The sequence below is a fragment of the Salinisphaera sp. G21_0 genome (genome assembly GCF_017744115.1).
GTDB lineage: Bacteria > Pseudomonadota > Gammaproteobacteria > Pseudomonadales > Endozoicomonadaceae > Endozoicomonas.
In genome coordinates this window covers 25,540-43,992 of the sequence record NZ_JAGHQW010000019.1, presented here as the reverse complement: position 1 = coordinate 43,992, position 18,453 = coordinate 25,540, and the positions used below count along the sequence as shown (strand labels likewise).

At 47.4% G+C, this 18,453-nt stretch carries 13 protein-coding genes; 5 read left to right on the top strand and 8 right to left on the bottom strand.

The window, feature by feature from the left end:
- Nucleotides 1-208 precede the first annotated feature (208 nt).
- Both J7439_RS10625 and J7439_RS10620 read right to left on the bottom strand, forming a co-directional pair.
- Nucleotides 209-1,618 (bottom strand): SET domain-containing protein, encoded by a 1,410-nt coding sequence (locus tag J7439_RS10625; protein ID WP_209201790.1) that lies wholly within the window; start codon nt 1,616-1,618, stop codon nt 209-211.
- A gap of 261 nt (nt 1,619-1,879) precedes the next feature.
- Nucleotides 1,880-2,839: a hypothetical protein gene (locus J7439_RS10620; RefSeq protein ID WP_209201789.1), complete on the bottom strand. Its 960-nt coding sequence runs from the start codon at nt 2,837-2,839 to the stop codon at nt 1,880-1,882.
- Nucleotides 2,840-3,148: 309 nt separating this feature from the next.
- Here J7439_RS10620 and ettA point away from each other — a divergent pair, with 309 nt between their 5' ends.
- A complete protein-coding gene (ettA, locus tag J7439_RS10615) occupies nt 3,149-4,816 on the top strand; it encodes an energy-dependent translational throttle protein EttA (protein WP_209201833.1) in 1,668 nt (555 codons plus the stop codon).
- Between the two features lie 78 nt (nt 4,817-4,894).
- Here the strand turns inward: ettA and J7439_RS10610 are convergent, their stop codons facing one another.
- The 6 genes from J7439_RS10610 to J7439_RS10585 form a co-directional block, all read right to left on the bottom strand.
- A complete protein-coding gene (locus tag J7439_RS10610) occupies nt 4,895-6,058 on the bottom strand; it encodes an RING finger domain-containing protein (RefSeq protein ID WP_209201788.1) in 1,164 nt (387 codons plus the stop codon).
- A 213-nt stretch (nt 6,059-6,271) separates the two neighbouring features.
- Nucleotides 6,272-7,450, bottom strand: coding sequence for an RING finger domain-containing protein (locus J7439_RS10605; protein ID WP_209201787.1), 1,179 nt, complete (start codon nt 7,448-7,450; stop codon nt 6,272-6,274).
- Between the two features lie 175 nt (nt 7,451-7,625).
- Nucleotides 7,626-8,039, bottom strand: coding sequence for a type II toxin-antitoxin system tRNA(fMet)-specific endonuclease VapC (gene vapC, locus J7439_RS10600; protein ID WP_209201786.1), 414 nt, complete (start codon nt 8,037-8,039; stop codon nt 7,626-7,628).
- Nucleotides 8,039-8,278, bottom strand: a complete 240-nt coding sequence (vapB, locus tag J7439_RS10595) for a type II toxin-antitoxin system VapB family antitoxin (protein ID WP_209201785.1) — start codon at nt 8,276-8,278, stop codon at nt 8,039-8,041. The genes vapC and vapB overlap by 1 nt, the downstream gene beginning before the upstream one ends.
- Nucleotides 8,279-8,384: 106 nt before the next feature.
- The gene (locus J7439_RS10590; protein WP_209201784.1) at nt 8,385-8,786 is read right to left on the bottom strand and encodes a ferritin family protein; all 402 of its coding nucleotides are present in this window, start codon (nt 8,784-8,786) and stop codon (nt 8,385-8,387) included.
- A 1,105-nt stretch (nt 8,787-9,891) separates the two neighbouring features.
- Entirely contained in the window at nt 9,892-12,402 is a 2,511-nt protein-coding gene (locus J7439_RS10585) for a CoA transferase (RefSeq protein WP_209201783.1), read from the bottom strand.
- 302 nt (nt 12,403-12,704) lie between these two features.
- On the opposite strand from J7439_RS10585, the gene J7439_RS10580 reads away from it, so the two are divergent.
- From J7439_RS10580 to gcvA, 4 genes are all read left to right on the top strand, one after another.
- Nucleotides 12,705-14,294, top strand: a complete 1,590-nt coding sequence (locus tag J7439_RS10580; protein ID WP_209201782.1) for a BCCT family transporter — start codon at nt 12,705-12,707, stop codon at nt 14,292-14,294.
- 60 nt (nt 14,295-14,354) lie between these two features.
- The gene (locus J7439_RS10575; protein ID WP_209201781.1) at nt 14,355-15,515 is read left to right on the top strand and encodes an iron-containing alcohol dehydrogenase; all 1,161 of its coding nucleotides are present in this window, start codon (nt 14,355-14,357) and stop codon (nt 15,513-15,515) included.
- A 66-nt stretch (nt 15,516-15,581) separates the two neighbouring features.
- A complete protein-coding gene (locus J7439_RS10570) occupies nt 15,582-17,078 on the top strand; it encodes a CoA-acylating methylmalonate-semialdehyde dehydrogenase (RefSeq protein ID WP_209201780.1) in 1,497 nt (498 codons plus the stop codon).
- Nucleotides 17,079-17,359: 281 nt separating this feature from the next.
- Complete coding sequence (gene gcvA / locus J7439_RS10565) at nt 17,360-18,307, top strand: transcriptional regulator GcvA (RefSeq protein ID WP_209201779.1); 948 nt, start codon at nt 17,360-17,362, stop codon at nt 18,305-18,307.
- Nucleotides 18,308-18,453 lie beyond the last annotated feature (146 nt).

The following is an 18,453-nucleotide window of genomic DNA, read 5'->3' as shown; positions in this document are numbered from 1 at the left end:
TTCTTGGGTTGGACATTAAGCTTAAAGCTTATCCCTCCACTTTCATCAGGTTTCGGAGGAACCACGAAGGGCACAAAGAAGAGCTATTCTTTTCCTTCGTGCTCTTCGTGTCCTTTGTGGTTCCATCTTTAACTTGCCGAAGATAGGAGTAAGCGCTTAATGTGTACCCTAAGGGCAACGGTTTATTTATAGCACCAATTAACCAAGTTTATTTCCACTTAAAGGAATCGAGATATTCTTTTAATTCAACAACATCAAACCAGGTTTGTTTACCGTTAAACATTGTACCTGCTAAATATTTCTTCAGATCGTCAATATTTTTCATTGTTAACTTATCCATATCATTGCTTAGTTCAGTTTTTAATGAAGACAAATAAGAAGCGATATCTTCCAAAATTGACGGGTTATTAGAAAAAATTATTTTCAGTAGTTCTTTATGATTGTTATCCAGACCTGCTTTCAGTTGATTAAGGCTTACTGGATGATGTGATTTACTATGAATAGCCTTAATTTTATCCATGATTTTGTCAATTTCAATATCAAGAGATTCTGGCAGGTCAACTTCTTTTTCCATTGTTTTTGCCGGTCTTTTCTTTCCACCTTGCAAACATCTTTTATTCAGGGATTTAACTCTTTGGATTATGTTATTTCTTTGTTTTTTGGTTACCTGATCTACTGTCGAAATGCTGAAGTCTATTTCAGAGTCAGCCTGGTTTTTATCATAATCAAATACCAGCTCTTCTCCCTTCTTAATATCTCTCAGGGCCACAACTGTCAGCTGAAGAGTATCCCGGTCACCCCACGCTAACGAGTCCACACCTGCACTGCGGATCATTACATTGGGTTGCTTGGAGTGATTCAGGAATCGGATATCATGTTCACAGTCACGGCCAAGCTCAATGCCAGGTACGCCAGCTCTGGCAATAAAAACGTTCGACCATGCAACATAGGTGTCGTTTTCCAGGATATTAACACCAGCAGTGTCATCATTGTCCGAGCCCTTGATGGTAAAGACAAAATATTTGCCACTTCTTTTCGGATTAAGGGTTCTGAATACCAATGGTCCATCGTAAGGGCATATTATCTGTTCCGCTTTGAAGTTTTGGTTAGCAATGACGCCGGTACCATGTACAACACCTTCTGTTGACCTTATGCACGGGGGAGGGAGATCTGTGCCCGGGGATGTTGGCGTCATTGCCCTTTCTGAAACAGGAGAGTCCGGGAAATACACCACCTCTTGAACATTAACAACAGTGATCCCGGCCCCCTGATTTAAACGTTGAATTTGTTCGTCAACCATTTTTCTGAGAGTTAACAGCTGGTTTGTCACTCCTGAATAATCTTCCCCGGGAACTAACTCGATATTTCTGGCGCGTAAAAGAACCATTAAATAACCAAACACAGCTTCCATATCATTAAGGCAATTGTTGCAGCTGGGTGGCCGGGAATTAACGGAAGGCTGGGCGCTATTAACAATTGCTACACTCCTTTCAACCTGATCGAGTCGCATTTTTTTTGCCGGGGAAGGGGTACTTTCTGTTAAATCAGATTTTTCCTCTCTTGAGTAAGATGAACCTTTTGTCGGTGTTTGGCCAAACCCGATTCCAGATGGAAGCATTGATTTTATCCTTCATGGTTTTATTGGTATTCCACTTTTTCTGACCATAAAAACAGCTTCTAGTTCAAAAAATATCGCTATTCTACTTTTTGATTTTTAGACCAATTTATCGCAACCACACGACTGCATGGATGCAGGAGCCAGGGCAACGCAGGAGCAGTTGCCGCTTAGGACAGTCTTAAGTCCGACAGGCTCCTGGAGGAACGCTATTCTCGGACAGCCTCCCAGAGCATCAAAGGACAAGCGAGAGCGGGAGCACGTTTATGAAATATCCGGACTATCTTTTAACACTAGGTTTTGGCCTGAATTTTTTTCCATAAAGGACAAAAATTGGTGTTTATTCGGGTATACGGACAAGATAAATACCATGCGTTGACATGATTTCCCACTGGATTTTATGTCACTAGCTGTGCCTATTGAAAAGACGTTTTCTGTAATAAGGCAGCCGTTTTCTGGATAGGGAAATTGTTTAACTGTTTCAGGAATATGTTTTGTTTCAGGAATATGTTTTACTGTAGAAAAAAACTTCGAAAAAAACGTTTTTGGTGCTTTACCGGCTTCTGGTGCTTTATCGGTTTCTGGTGCTTTTTCAGCAAAGAGCAGATCTCCACCGGAGTATGCACCGTCCTTCTGCTTGCATGGTGAAATGACTGATGCCATGGTTAAAGGGGCCCAGCCAGTACTCCAGGGAATATTGACTATTTCAGCGTTGTTTGAATTGAGCGTGTATCTTACTATTCTGACACTCATAGGAACTGACTGACTGGACCAATTGCCTAGAGTTGCCATTTTTTCCAGGTTGGAGCAAACGAAATTAGCCATTGATTCAGAGGCATTATTTTTAGCTAGCCTGATTCTCACATCAACTTCGTCGGCTAATTTACAAGATTTGTCAAATTTGACAATGGGTGCTCTTACTGTAAGTCCCAAATCAACCGTACTCCCGAACATATCCATATATTGGTAATGATCAGGGGAAATGCCATTAAGTCGGGTTCGGTGGAAAACCTTTTCCTTTGGGCCATGAGTATCATTAACACTTTTTAAGTCTTTTATGCCCTGGTATACCTGACGCACTAAATTTTTCTCATAACAGCCTTCAAGACTGATAATAAGTCGGCCCTTAAGATTACCTTCCATTTGATCAGTGGCATTGTTCAAGTCTTCGCGCAGTTTGATATTATATTGTGAAGTAATTTCTGCAGTAGGTCCCATTAACATAACCAAATCCTCATTCAAAAATTAAAGTGGCCAACCTATGGAGGTTGGTATGGTAGTAGAAACATATTAATTTTTTGACATTGGCAGTTATGAAAAAGTTCCATGCTGATTTCAACGGCGTTTTCCACCATTTTCGCGGGGTGGGTCCAGAGGAATTTTTCAGAGCAGGGATAAAATTTCTGTAATCACAAAAGCATCACAAAAGTGCCTCCCAATACCGCTTCTTCAAATCCCGAATACTCTCAAACATTGTTTTACCATTCTTTGTTGTATTGTATTATTCAGTTCAATTTATCACGGATAAACATGATGTCTCAGTTCGTTTACACCATGAATCGGGTGAGCAAAATCGTTCCCCCGAAACGTCAGATCCTAAAAGATATTTCTCTCTCCTTTTTCCCGGGTGCCAAAATAGGTGTTCTGGGCCTGAACGGTGCGGGCAAGTCCACCCTGCTGCGGATTATGGCCGGTGTGGATAAAGAGTTTGATGGCGAAGCCCGCCCTCAGCCCAACCTGAACGTCGGCTATCTGCCCCAGGAGCCTGAGCTGGATCCGGCCAAAACCGTCCGCGAAGTGGTTGAAGAAGCACTGGGTGAAGTTAAGGCCGCTCAGCAGCGTCTGGATGAAGTGTATGCCGCCTACGCTGATCCGGATGCCGACTTTGATGCCCTGGCCACAGAACAGGCCCGTCTGGAAAACATTATTCAGGCCGCCGATGCTCACAATCTGGAGCGCAAGCTGGAAGTGGCAGCAGACGCCCTGCGTCTGCCTGAGTGGGATGCAAAAATTGAACACCTCTCGGGTGGTGAGCGTCGCCGTGTGGCTCTCTGCCGCCTGCTGCTCTCCAGCCCTGAAATGCTGCTGCTGGACGAGCCCACCAACCATCTGGATGCAGAATCCGTTGCCTGGCTGGAACGCTTCCTGGTTGAATACCCCGGAACCGTTGTTGCCATCACCCACGACCGTTACTTCCTGGACAATGCCGCTGGCTGGATTCTGGAACTGGACCGTGGTGAAGGTATTCCTTACCAGGGCAACTACAGCGCCTGGCTGGAACAGAAAGAGCAACGTCTGGAACAGGAACAGAAGCAACAGGATGCCCGTCGCAAAGCCATGGAGCACGAACTTGAGTGGGTTCGCTCCAATGCCAAGGGCCGTCAGTCCAAATCCAAAGCCCGTCTGGCCCGCTTTGAAGAGATGCAGTCCCAGGACTTCCAGAGCCGTAACGAAACCAATGAAATCTACATTCCACCCGGTCCACGCCTGGGTGACAAGGTGATTGAAGTCAACAACCTGAGCAAAGGGTTTGGTGACCGCCTGCTGATTGACGACCTGAGCTTCAGCATTCCCAAAGGGGCCATTGTCGGCATTATCGGCGGTAACGGTGCCGGTAAGTCCACCCTGTTCAAAATGATCACCGGGCAGGAGCAGCCGGATTCCGGAACCGTTGAGCTGGGAGACACCGTTAAAATCTCCAACGTTCAGCAGCTTCGTGATGAGCTGGATGACAGCAAAACCGTCTGGGAGGCCATTTCTGATGGCCAGGACATTCTGCGCATCAATAACTATGAAGTGCCATCCCGTGCTTATATTGGCCGCTTCAACTTCAAGGGTGGCGATCAGCAGAAACGTGTCGGTGAACTCTCCGGTGGAGAGCGGGGCCGTCTCCAGCTGGCGGCCACATTAAAAGACGGTGGTAATGTGCTGCTGCTGGACGAACCTTCCAACGACCTGGACGTTGAAACCCTGCGAGCCCTGGAAGAAGCCCTGCTGGCATTCCCCGGCTGTGCCATGGTGATCTCCCACGACCGCTGGTTCCTGGACCGTGTTGCTACTCATATTCTGGCCTACGAAGGGGACTCCAAAGTGACCTTCTTTGAAGGTAACTACACCGAGTACGAAGCTGACCGCCTGGACCGCCTGGGCGCAGAAGCGGCTGGTCCGCACCGTATTAAGTACAAACGTATTGATGCCTGACGATATCTGCTACTGATGCACCCGATCACCAAGGATAGTTCGAGGTGATCGGGTGTTACCCGGTTAAGCTTCTTCAGATCAGAATAAGAACCTATCGGTACCAAACTCCCCAGAGGGAATTTCTAACGTGCTGTCACTAACAGAGCATTGAGAGCTGGACATCAAACATTCTAAGTCTATAGTTTCATTCCGGCTATTGGAGTAAAAACCGTTAAGAGAATCAACCGGCCTGCTCTCGAAAAGATTTTCAGAAGGGGTTGTATCGAATAACTTCTTATATTCAAAACCCTTTTCTTCCAGCGCCTTTTTCAATCTATCCCAGCTAAAGGATTTAGTCGATGGATCGAATACGGTGCGAAGAGGGATGGAATTATTTAAGTCATTGATAAAAATAGCGTTCTGTTTCCATAAATCATAACGACAGATCCAGAGATCTGTTTTGCTGTCAAAAATAGCTGGATACGTGTTTTTCAGGCTGAGAAATAATAAATCGGTTCGAATGTCTTCCAGAAGATTTGTGAAAGCAGCTTCTGGAGTTGTCGCATTGTCAATAGCAGCAGACGTATAGCCCAAATCAACCTTGGGCTCCTTGGGGTTGAACTGCACAGAAATGATAATCATTGGTTGAGGGTGAAACTGGATGAATTCGTCTGTGTAGCAACATTTTTCATCATAAAACACATCAGCGATTGTGTACTGTTTTTGGGCAAATGACTCAAGGAGCCATGCAATAATTTGGGTATGGTTGTTCTTCAGAAAGTCTTTTGCCTCTAGATGTGGGAAAGTTACCAGGGGATAAGGGCAGAAAGCTTTCGTGCCGGAGCTGATCGAGGCATTGGTTCCTTCGACGGTACAAAGGTTTTCAGTGCATTCCAGTGGCAAACTCTCTCTTAATAATGTGCTGTTATCGTAGACTTTAATCGTTGAAGGACTGACAACACCCTTACACTCAGGACAGGGCTGCTGATACTTTAATAGCTTATTAGTGCATTCTGAGTGGTACACATGGAAGCATGATAACAAAGATAATGGCTTGATTTCAGTATTGGTGAAAGCTTCCAGGCAAAGAGCGCACTGACCTTGTAGAGCAGCTTCTACTCGCCGGGATGACTGTGTGGCTTGAAGCTGGTGCCCCATAAAGTTTGCATTACTGGTATTAGATGGAAACGTTGATTCAGATGTATGGACTGTAGGGTCAGGGATAACGTATTCAGACTGTGTTCCAGTGTTGGTGTCAATCAAGTTGTATCTCCACTTTTCCTGAAGTTAATTTCATCTTTTGGACTATTTTCACAATGAAAAGTTCCTGACCGGACTTACAGGAGGTTTCGTTCAAATGGTCACTGCCCACTTAGCCAGAAATATACAATTCCATTTGGCCAACTACTTATTTGCTGCTAATAAACCTGAGTTATTTCGAGGTGATCGGGTGTTACCCGGTTAAGCTTCTTCAGATCAGAATAAGAAACTATCGGTATCAAAATCCCCAGAGGGAATTTCCAACGTACTTTCACTAGCAGGGTATTGAGAGCCGGGCGTGCTACATTCTGCGTCTACGGTTCCCCTCCGGCTGCGAAAACCGTCAACAGAATCAACTCCCCGGCTCTGAAAGGATCTCATCCGGGAAAATTGATTACGCTCGAAAAATTTTTCAGAAGGGGTTGTTTCGAATAATTTCTTATATTCAAAACCCTTTTTTTCCAGCTCCTGTTTCAATCTGTCCCAGCTAAAAGATTTAGTCGATGGATCGAATATGTTGCGAAGAGGGACGGAGTTATTTATGTCATTGATAAAAAAAGCGTTATGTGTCCATAAATCATAACGGTAGATGTATAAGTCTGTGTTGCGGTCAAAAATGGCTGGATGTGTGTTTCTCAGGCTGAGAATTAATAAATCGGTTCGAATGTCTTCCACAAGATTTGTGAAAGCAGATTCTGCCGTTTTTGCTTTATTAATATCTGCAGACGAATAGTAGAATCCTTTCATGGGCTCGTTGGGGTTGTGTTGCACAGAAAGCGTAATCGCTGGTTTCTGGTGAATGTGTTCGAATTCTGTTCCGTAATATTTTTCGTAATAACGCACATTAGCGGTTGTGTAGTGTTTTTGAGCAAATGACTCAAGGAGCCATTCAATAATTTGGGTATGGTTGTTTTCCAGAAAGTTTTCTGCCTCTTGATATGGGAAAGTTGCAAGAGGATAAGGACAGAGAGCTTGCGTGCCGGAGCTGATCGAGGCATTGGCACCTACGACAAGACAAAGGTCTTCAGTGCATTCCAGTGGCAAATTCTCTCTTAATAATGTGCTGTTTTGGTAAATTTTAATTTTTGAAGGACTGGCAAGAGCCCTGCAGTCAGGACAGGACTGTTGATTTAATGCTCGAGCATAACATTCTGAGTGGTACACATGGAAACATGGCAACAAGGATAATGGCTTGATTTCAGTATTGGTGAAAGTTTCCAGGCAAAGAGCGCACTTACCTTGTAGAGCAGCTTCTACTCGCCGGGTTGACTGTGTAGCTTGAAGCTGGTGCCCCTTAAAGTTTGCATTATCAGCTGGAGACGTTGACTCAGAGGTAGGGGCGGCAGATTCAGGGATAACGTATTTGGGCTGTGGCCCACTGCTGGTGTTAATCAAATCGTATCTCCACTTAACATGAAGTGAATTTCATTTTTTCGACTAATTTCACAGTGAAAAGTTCATAACCGGGCTTACCGGTGAAACTGGATGGGCATGACAAGGTCTTTGCGAACTTCACCCGAGCTGGCTGGGGAGCAGATACCATCGTCAATATTTAAACCTGAATTCTGATTCAGGCAAGCGAGTCCTCTACCCAATTCTCAATTCGCAGTCCGTCCACCCGTTTAAACTCCCGGGTATTATTGGTCACCAGTACCAGACCCTCACTTCGACAATGGGCGGCAATATGCAGGTCATTAACACCAATCACCTCCCCGCGACGCTCAAGGTCAGACCGGATATCACCGTAATGAGCTGAAGCCTTTGGGGAATAATCAAGAACCTCAAGCCGACTGACAAAATCCTCAACAATATCCCGGTTTTTTTTGATGTTACTGCTTTTTTCAACACCGTGGCTCAACTCTGACAAGGTGATTGCACTGATGGCAATCAGTCCGTCATTCCGGTTGAATATAGAGCCAACAACAGCCGGACGGTTTTTAATCACATAAATGCAAATGTCAGTATCCAGCATGTATTTCAGCATCAAAGTGACTCCCGCTCCCGTTGTTCCTGTGAAGCCCTTTCAGTCATAAAGTCATCGGTAACCCCGTCATCAGGGTTGATATTAAAAAAGGAATCCCACGTCTGACCCACCGGAGATAATATCCTGTCCTGCCCCCGTACCCTGACATTGACCTTTTTAACACCACCGGGAAAACGGGTCTCCGCCGGTAAGCGGACTGCCTGAGTCCGATTATTTTCAAAAACAGTACCTTGCGCCATATCAGTCGCCACCCTCCAAGCTATATACATGAAGTATATAGCATCAATCCAAAGGCTGTAACAAAGAAATTATATTTCCGATTTGTATAATCCGTCTTATCCATCTTTACTCAAACCGTCTCAACTGCGTTGCCAGCTGTTCTGCCGTCTGCAGTTGTGCTGTCATTACTTGCGCCGTCACCATATCGTCTGCCTGCTGAGCCAGTTTGATGGTATGCCTGGCAGTCTGGGCAAACATTTCACAGGCTTTGGCAATCGCTTCAGCGTTCTGGTAGGTCTCCTGAGTTTGTGGGTCTTCAATCCGGGAATACTCAAACATCTCGTTGTAGTCCGAGGGCACCCGACGACCAAATAAGCTGATGCGCTCAGCAATCTGGTGTGATGGTGGAAAGGGTTTTACAGTCTGGTTTTGCTGCACTTGGTATTGGGTGGGCTGGCAGGCCACTTCCGGAGCAGCCGCCACCAGTAGTTGGGTAAACTCAGCAGCCCGGGCACCCTGATATTCCACTGGGCCGCCTTGATCTGGTTCACAATGGCCTGCTGTTCACTGTAGGCAGCCAACAGTTTTTGGGCCAGTTCGTTTTTTTCGGCGGTTTTGATGCCAGTTGCCGCTTCTTTCAATAGTGAGGCAGTCATTTCGTTACTCTCAAATGGCAAGCATTAGGTACCGGAACCCGATGGACAGGTCATTAATGCTGATCTCGCCAGTGGATTCGCTGGCCATCGCCAAGTGGGTCGTTGCCGATAAATCGCAGGCTAACCACTGGAGATATCCAAATAACACCGTAATTCCATCGTAATTCCAGTAAATCTAACTATAGCAATGTCGTTTATTTTTTTTTGAGATTGTTAATTGCTTAAAAATTGCCCGACATAACCGGAAGTATTAAGTTGCTCTCGTCCAAAAACGCATCACCCAGCTTAGGCTGCTTGTACAAACGTAGCATTTAGTTAGAGGCTAAAAAGCTGGCCTTTAATATATACACAGCCTTTTGGCTTCCGGATGATGTTTTCTGGACATCCAAATCTGAAAATTAGCACGTCAGACATCCTCCCGTCGCACAGGAAAGACTGTTTTTCGATCGTTAAGCGGATGTTTTCAGGCTGAAGCCGGATTTCTGACCAGAATCACAAGGTTGTAATACCAATTCCGTCTTCTAAATATGATATCGAGCAAGTCATTTTGGACCACTGGGCTAGCTGTAAAAAAGCAGAGGTGCTTCAATTATTTTTCAGGATAAATTTTCAAAATTTTTAACTGGTTGCGTTTTTGGACGAGAACTAGATAAGAACGCTCCTCCCTGGTGGTTAAAAAAAATGGCCGCAGCCAAAAGTCTTCAATGATGACTTAAGGCTGCGGCCTAAATGACAGGCTCCCCGAAAGCTTAGGAACTGTCCCGAAATAATTTCGACATTTTGAACTCGATCTCCGTTCATCCTGAGGCTTGTCGAAGGGTGATTGACACAATACAAGAGGCCGGAGTTCACGCCCTTCGACAGGCTCAGGACGAACGTAGTTTTGAAACTCAGAAATGTGCAAATTATTCCGGGGCAATTCCTTAATTCAGTATGCTTATGGAAGAGGGTGGCAGGTTATGGCTGCCACTTGATTATCAGCTGGGAAGGAACTCCTTGCCCCAGCCAGTACCCGCAATTCCACGCTCAATCATTGATTCAATAGACTCACTGTCATAACCCATTTCAACTAACACTTCCCTGGTTGAGTGACCAAACCCTTCAGTAGGCGTGGCGGCTACGATAGCTGACTCTGTGGGTCGAATGGAATAATGATCGATTTGTGTGATCTGGTGGCCGCTGGGATGCTCAGGATAGATCGAGAAGGCAAAGCTGCCCAGGTCGGTACCTGCTTTACCATCGGCAACACGGCTGTATTGCTCCCTGAGATGTTCAATAGCCTGTGGAATGGCCGAAGCTACATCTACCATGTCCAACGCGGACTTCCAGTAAACGGCTGGAGCCCTTTTAAAGGCTTCTGACAGATAGTCTGAGAGATTGTCAGCAGTTACTATACCTTCGAAACCTTCTATCTGAGCCAGTCTGTCCAGCTCGGAGTAATTGCTGTCCAGATAAATCCATCCTTCCTGTGTTTCATAGAAGTGAGACAGCGCGTTATAACCCAGAGCCTGTCGACCTGAAGGCTCATTAAACGGAGCTCTTCCCTGGTAGTCAAAGGCAAAGGGAATCTGTGCCAGGTTAGTTACCGCAGACAATGACGTTCTTGCCCGGGTAGGCTGACCTGTTTTCTGCCGGTGGTAGAGAGCAACCGCCATACCCAGTCCGCCGGAGAAACCGCAGTTGACGTCCAGTGTGCCGAGGTGGGCGTGTTCTTCCGGAGTCTGTGGGCCACCGAAGCGACTCATGATGCCACTATTGGCCTGAATGATGTCGTCATAACCAATGTAATTGGTTTTTGGACCGGGCAAAGGACCGCCCAGACAATCCAAGCGACAGAAGAGAACGCCCGGGTTAATGGCTTGCAGTGATTCGTGGTCCAGACCCAGAGGCTTTATCTGGCGTTCAGGCGCATTGATAACCACTATATCCACTGACTTGACCAATTTGTTGAATACCTCTCGTCCTTCTTCAGACAGGATGTTGACCAGCGCACTACGTTTACCAACGCCGGTCTGGAAGGTAAACAGGGTACCAATCAGAGGATCATAAAGAGGGGTAACCGGATCCAGCTTAATCACTTCGGCACCAAAGCGTGCCATAAAGGCGGTAGAGTGTGGGCCAGCAATAACATTGGTCAGATCAAGAATCCGCAATCCGTCCAGCCAGTGAGCAGGGGCTTTGCGCTGTCTGTGAGCGGCAAACCGGTTCTGGTCATCTTCATCCGTGACTGTATTCAGTTCAAAGAGGGCTTCTTCATAGCTGACATTCCTGCGCGGAGCGGGAGTAACCATTTGCCCGGCAAACTCTTCCAGCCAGGCAATGGGGCCAGGTTGTTTCATAAGACCATAGACGGGGTCATTAACCTCAACGATCAGGCCAGACTGGTTGGTGTGCTCTTCATTCACCCATTCCCGGGTTGTTCTGTGAGGAGCGCCTGGAATCTGTCCTTCACCGAAAATCTCTCCCCACTCTTGTGAGGTTTTGGTCAGGAATACTTTCTTCATTTTGGCTGAAATAATGCCAGCCCATTTCTTTGGTAATGGATAGACGCCTATGGACGTTTCACCATCCCACTCCTTGATGGGCAGGTGCAGGTCTTTAACGTCTGGCAGTCCCTCAGCCAGCAGCTCTTCATAAATACCCAGAGCCTCCAGGCAGCGGCGGGCATGATTACGGTGGGATGGGCATACGCAGTAGAACATACGGCCATCGGCGCATTCATAGGTTCTGTAGAAGGGGTCCAGGTACTCCTGAAGCGCTTCATAGCTGAGATCCATGGGAATGTTGTTGCTCTTGCGATGCTCAATTTCATGCTCACGCATGGTTTTGTAGCGCTCTGGCAATCCTTCGACAACGTAAGAATTATAGGAGAGGCCTTCCATCATTGCGGCAACGACAGGAACTTCAATGTGATCACCTCTACCGGTTTTCTCACGTGCGGTGAGTGCCAGAACCACTGAACAGGCTGCCAGTGTTGTGGCGTAGGAAGACGCTAGAGGCAGAGGGGAAAAGCTTGGGTTCAAACCCATCAGAATGCGGTTGAATCCCATGTCCGTGAAGGCACCAGCAGTAGCAGCAACAACGGCTTCAGTAGCTTTCCATTCCCTTCTCAACTGGTCATTACTGGCAAAGCCGGGAATCGACAATGAGATAAGGTCGGGGCGTGATTCTCTCAATTGCTGAAAATCAATGCCCAGACGTTTCATTACGTCGGGTCTGAAACTCTCGATGACGATATCGGCTTTTTCAATCAATGACAGCGCCTGAAGCAAGCCGGACTCAGTTTTAAGGTCAAGTTTCAGGCAGAGTTTGTTTCTATTTAGAACGGCATTTGCGGGATGGTCCCATTGAGGACCTTCGGGTGGATCAATATGGACAACGGTTGCGCCCAGATCGGCCAGCACCATGGCGACAGCCGGACCGGCAATCTGCTGGCCAAAATCAACAACCCTGACACCATTCAATGGCAATTTATTCTTATTGTGCATCTGGTAATCCTGCTAATAAAGAGGCAGCGCTTTATTAAAATACGGTGCGTTCATTGCACGCGTTTATGCAAGGAAAATGTTATGAATGGATGGCCCGATCGACCAGCAAAAAAAAATACCCCTGAGACCTGATTTTTTTTATTGCTGGAAAATGGCTTGCTATAAAAATAATTTGGTCTCAGGTGTCTATTTTATTGTTTCTCATTTTTTTTCCAGCCACAGATAATGGTGGCGTGTTCTGATATGCAAATTGCATTTGATGATGTCCCTGAGGATCAATACCTCAAAAAGAAGGGTAAAAAATGAATAATAAAAATAATAATACGACGCCGTATGCTGGCTTGCTTGCGGGAGCCAATCCAGTGATGACCATTGGTTCCGCTTTACTGATTCTGGCATTTATTGTTTTTACCGTTGCCGATCCTGAATACGCCGATGGCATTTATACAGCGGCAAAAAACTTTATTGCTTCGGATCTGGGCTGGTATTACATAGGGATAATGTCGTTTTTCCTGTTTTTTTCTGTCTGGCTGGTGTTCAGCCGCTACGGTGATATTCGCCTGGGCAGTGATGATGACAGACCGGAGTTCAGTAATTTCGCCTGGTTTTCCATGTTGTTTGGTGCTGGCATCGGAATTGGAATCCTATTCTGGAGTATTGCCGAACCGATTTACCACTTTCAAAGCAACCCGTTCATCAGCGAAGACGAGGCCATGACGGTTGAAGCGGCCCAGATTGCCATGAGAATCTCGATTTTTCACTGGGGTTTGCATGGTTGGGGGCTGTTTTCTGTTACTGGTCTGATTCTGGCCTATTTTGCCTATCGCAAAGGGCTTCCCCTCACTATCCGCTCAAGTCTCTACCCCATCTTCGGAGACAGGATTTATGGTCCTATCGGTCATGCAGCTGACTTGCTGGCAGTATTCGGAACAGTATTCGGCATAGCTACTTCGCTGGGTCTGGGTGCACAACAGATGAATGCCGGGCTGGGCCATTTATTGGGCATAGAAGTGTCGACCACCAATCAAGTGATCCTGATCGCAGTTATTTCGGTTGTGGCAACTCTTTCGGTACTGACCGGGTTGAACAAAGGCATTCGTATCCTTAGTGTTTTCAATATGCAGCTGACCATAGTCATTCTGGGTCTGTTCGTCATCTTTGGCCCTACTGCCTATCTGCTGGGTGCATTCTTCACCAATACCGGTGACTATCTGTTGAATGCCGTTTCCCTGGGTTTATGGGTTGATCCAGAGCCAGGTGCCCAATGGCAGGGATGGTGGACCATCTTCTATTGGGGCTGGTGGATTGCCTGGGCTCCTTTTGTCAGCATGTTCATTGCCCGTATCTCCAAGGGCCGGACCATTCGTGAATTTGTCCTTGGTGTTCTCGTTGCACCTACGACACTGGCAGCTTTCTGGATCACTATATTTGGTAACAGTGCCTTCTATCTGGAACTTTACGGTGACGGCGGTGTTACAGAGGCCGTGAACAAGGATATCACTACAGCTCTGTTTACCACTGTGAAGCTGCTGATTGAGAGTGAGTTGATGTCCTTGCTGATGGCGGGCATCTGTACCATTCTGCTGGTGACTTATTTTGTTACCTCCGGGGACTCGGCGACCCTGGTGATCTGTACCCTGGTGACCATGGGGAGTGATAATCCGCCCGCCCGGTACAGAGTGTTCTGGGGACTGGTGATTGGTGCCTCGGCAGCCGTTTTGCTGTATGCCGGTGGTCTTAAGGCTCTGCAAACAGCTTCTATTGTTGCGGCCCTGCCATTCACGATCATTCTGTTTTTTGCCACTTATGGCCTTATCAAGGCCCTGCGCGAGGAGGCTTTACCAAGAGAAGAGGGTTACAAGGTGTCCATAGCAAGAAATGGACGTTCCTGATAGATATTGGCTGTGCGCAAGGGGTACACAGCCATTTCAGTAGATTACAAGAGGTTTGTTATGTCTACACGAGTGATTTTGCCCCGCATCATGCAGGTTGGGGCGGGGGCCAGCCTGGCTCTTTCTGATGTTCTGACTAGTCTGAGCTGTGCGAAGCCTCTCATTATTACTGATGCCATGATGGTTCAGCTAGGTTATGTCCGGGCATTGCAGGACTGCCTGACAAAAAACGACATTGATTCCAGTGTTTTTGCAGATACCGTTCCGGAACCCACCGTCGGCTCCATTCAGGCGGGTGTTAAAATGGCCAGGCAGGGAAGCTACGACTGTATTGTTGCTCTGGGTGGAGGCAGTCCTATCGACAGTGCAAAAGCAATAGCTATTCTCTCATGCCATGGCGGTGAAATGCGGGATTATAAGTTCCCAAGGATCATGGATCAGCCCGGACTGCCGGTGATTGCTATACCCACTACTGCCGGTACGGGTTCTGAGGCCACTCGAGTCACCATTATCACAGATGAAACCTGTGACGAAAAAATGCTCTGTGTCGGCGCTGCTTATATGCCGTCAGCAGCACTGGTGGACTATAACCTGACATTGAGTGTGCCTCCCCGTACGACAGCAGACACAGGTATTGATGCACTGACCCATGCCATGGAGGCATATGTCAGTAAAAAAGCCAGCTTGTACAGTGACAGCCAGGCTCTGGAAGCCATGCGCCTGCTTGCACCGAATCTGCGTACTGCCTATCACAATGGCAAGGATGAAAAAGCCCGTGAAGCCATGATGCTGGGCTCAACCCTCGCGGGTGTCGCCTTTTCCAATGCCTCGGTAGCTCTGGTCCATGGTATGAGCAGACCTATTGGTGCTTTTTTCCATGTTCCCCATGGCTTGTCTAATGCCATGCTGTTGCCGGCTGTCACTGAGTATTCAATTCCCGCTGCGGCTGATCGTTATGCTGACTGTGCGCGGGCTATGGGTGTTGCCGAACAGGGAGACAGTGATGAAGTGGCAAACCATAAGCTGCTGACCGAACTGAAAGCTCTGAATGATGAGCTTTCAGTTCCGGGTCCACAGGAATTTGGCATTGATAAAGTTGCATTTTTTGAAGTGCTGGACACCATGGCATCGCAGGCTCTGGCATCCGGGTCACCTGCTAATAATCCCAGGGTGCCTGATGCAGAAGAGATTAAAGCCATTTACCGGCAGCTCTGGGACTAATCCAACACAAGACAGTCAAGAGTTAAGAAAAGCATTTCTAATCTAACGATAACAATAGAGTGAATCATGAACACAATTGGCCATCTGATCAATGGTAGCGAAGTCAATAATGATATACGCCATCAGTCGGTTTATAACCCGGCAACCGGACAGGCGGAAAAGCAGGTTGCTTTGGCTTCCAAAGCTACAGTAGAGGAAGCTGTTGCTGCCGCAGAAGCAGCTTTCCCTGCCTGGAGAAACACGCCTTCCATCAAGCGTGCTCGTATCATGTTCCGGTTCAAGGAACTACTCGAGCAGAATGCCGAACGTATCTGTGAATTGATTGGCCAGGAGCATGGCAAGATTTCCCACGATGCCATGGGGGAGCTGCAGCGTGGTATTGAAAACGTTGAATATGCCTGCGGTGCGCCAGAGCTGTTAAAGGGAGAGCACAGTAGTAATGCCGGACCAGGCATTGATTCCTGGAGTGAGTTCCAGTCTCTGGGGGTTGTTGCCGGGATCACTCCCTTTAACTTCCCGGTCATGGTGCCACTCTGGATGTACCCGATGGCCATTGTCTGCGGCAATACCTTTGTTCTGAAACCTTCCGAGCGTGTGCCAAGTTCAACGCTGTTCGTGGCTCAACTGCTGCACGAAGCGGGTCTACCCGCAGGTGTCATGAATGTTGTCAATGGTGACAAGGAAGCTGTGGATGCTCTACTCCATGATAAAAGAGTGGAGGCTATCAGCTTTGTTGGATCTACCCCCATCGCTGAGTATATCTACACGACAGCAACAGCTAATGGCAAAAGATGCCAGGCATTGGGTGGTGCCAAGAACCACGCAATCGTAATGCCTGATGCCGATATGGATAATGCTGTTAATCAGCTGCTGGGTGCAGCTTTTGGTTCCTCTGGCGAGCGCTGTATGGCACTGTCTGTCGCCGTTGCCGTGGGCGATGCAGCGGCCGACCAGTTGGTAGGCAAGCTGAAAGAAGCCATGCAGTCCCTGAAAGTGGGTGCTTACAGCGACAGCTCCAATGATTTTGGACCGGTCATTACCCGACAGCACCAGGAAAAAGTGGTCGGTTTTATTAACAGTGCCGAAGAGCAGGGAGCCGAAATCGTGGTTGATGGTCGCCAACCCGATGTCGCCGGTTATCAGGAAGGTTACTTTGTCGGCGGTACCCTTATTGACAGGGTAACGCCAGAAATGACCAGCTATCAGAACGAAATTTTTGGACCCGTACTGCAAGTTGTCCGAGTCAACAGTATGCAGGAAGCCATGGATCTGATTGATCGTCATGAATACGGTAATGGTACCTGTATCTTTACCCGGGATGGGGAAGCCGCTCGCTATTTCTCCGCACACATCAGGGTAGGAATGGTTGGCATCAATGTGCCTTTGCCAGTGCCAGTGGCCTATCATAGCTTTGGTGGCTGGAAGCGCTCACTGTTTGGTGATCTCCATGCTTATGGTCCGGATGCAGTCCGTTTTTATACACGCCGCAAGACCATTACTCAGCGCTGGCCTTCAGCGGGTGTCCGGGAAAATGTCCAGTTTTCCATGCCCACCATGAAATAAGCGGAGACCAGGTAATACCAATTCCGCTTTCTAAATATGATATCGAGCAAGTCATTTTGGACCGCTGGGCAAGGCGGAATGACGAGTAATAGCAGGATTATTGGGAGGAATTCCAGCGAAGATCCAGCGGTTCAAAATGGCTGCGCAGTTTATATTTAGAAGGCAGAATATGTATAATAGCCCCGGAAACAGTTTGATTGCCGTATTGTTACAAAAAATGAACAGCCTTTCGATTGTCTGGGGTTAATACTGCATGGCCTAGCCATGTAGTGTTTATTACAATGAAAAAACGACTACCTCCTCTGAACTGGCTGCGCTCCTTTGAGGCGTCTGCCCGTCTGCTCAGCTTTACCCATGCAGCCAATGAATTGAATCTTACCCAGGCTGCGGTCAGCCAACAGGTTAAAAGTCTTGAGTCTCAGCTTGGAGTAGCCCTGTTCAAGAGGCTTCCCCGTGGGCTGGAAATGACGGAAGCCGGCATGGCTTATCTTCCTGCTGTTCATAAAGCAATCATTTCACTCTCTGTGGCGACGGAAGAGCTGTTTGGTCAGGGCAGGGACAGATTGTTGACTATCAGGGTGAACCTGGTGTTCTTCACGACCTGGCTGGCTCCCAGAATGGAGTATTTCAGGGAAGAGTTTCCTGAGATTGGCATACGTTTTACCAGTAATATCTGGGCAGAAAACAAGGACAGGGAAGCAGACCTTGAAGTACGTTATGGCCGGGGCAACTGGCCAGATCTGAAGGCTGATTGTCTAACTGAAGACGAACTCTTCCCCGTTTGCAGTCCGGAACTGGCCAATGGTCAGCCACTGCCCGAGTGTCCGGAACAGCTATCAGATCATACCCTGTTGCATGTTATTGGCTATGAAGAAGGCTGGGGGTATTGGTTCAAGCAGCTGGATTGTGAATTCCGGGAAAACTCTCCAAGCCTGCAGTTTGATACCCTGATTACCGCACTGGAAATGGCGAAGTATGGTCAGGGTGTTGCGCTAGGCCGGACATCCCTTGTCGCAGGAATGTTGACCAGTGGTGAGCTGGTGGCACCATTGCAGCAAAGAGTCAGGGCTTCTGAGGGATTCTATCTTACTTCTCCTGCCCGTCAGTACTTGCATCCCAAGGCGAAAGTCTTCAGAAGCTGGGTTCTGGAAGAGAGCCGGAAAAGCAAAGCTTCGTCATCAAAAAGTCAGCTCAGTGAAGATACAAAGGTAGCGGATATTGCAGGCTGATTGTACAAACGTAACATTTATAGGCTAAAGAACTGGTCTTTAACAGACTTTTGGCTTCCGGATGATGCTTTCTGGACATCCCAATGATGCTTTCTGGACATCCAAATGATGCTTTCTGGACATCCAAATACGAAAATTAAAACAGA

Coding starts and splice junctions, on each gene's coding strand:
- J7439_RS10620 (WP_209201789.1), bottom strand. CDS start 2,839: ATGTTAATGGGACCTACTGCAGAAATTACTTCACAATATAATATCAAA.
- vapC (WP_209201786.1), bottom strand. CDS start 8,039: ATGCTGAAATACATGCTGGATACTGACATTTGCATTTATGTGATTAAA.
- J7439_RS10580 (WP_209201782.1), top strand. CDS start 12,705: ATGAATAATAAAAATAATAATACGACGCCGTATGCTGGCTTGCTTGCG.
- J7439_RS10585 (WP_209201783.1), bottom strand. CDS start 12,402: ATGCACAATAAGAATAAATTGCCATTGAATGGTGTCAGGGTTGTTGAT.
- J7439_RS10570 (WP_209201780.1), top strand. CDS start 15,582: ATGAACACAATTGGCCATCTGATCAATGGTAGCGAAGTCAATAATGAT.
- vapB (WP_209201785.1), bottom strand. CDS start 8,278: ATGGCGCAAGGTACTGTTTTTGAAAATAATCGGACTCAGGCAGTCCGC.
- J7439_RS10575 (WP_209201781.1), top strand. CDS start 14,355: ATGTCTACACGAGTGATTTTGCCCCGCATCATGCAGGTTGGGGCGGGG.
- ettA (WP_209201833.1), top strand. CDS start 3,149: ATGTCTCAGTTCGTTTACACCATGAATCGGGTGAGCAAAATCGTTCCC.
- gcvA (WP_209201779.1), top strand. CDS start 17,360: ATGAAAAAACGACTACCTCCTCTGAACTGGCTGCGCTCCTTTGAGGCG.
- J7439_RS10625 (WP_209201790.1), bottom strand. CDS start 1,618: ATGCTTCCATCTGGAATCGGGTTTGGCCAAACACCGACAAAAGGTTCA.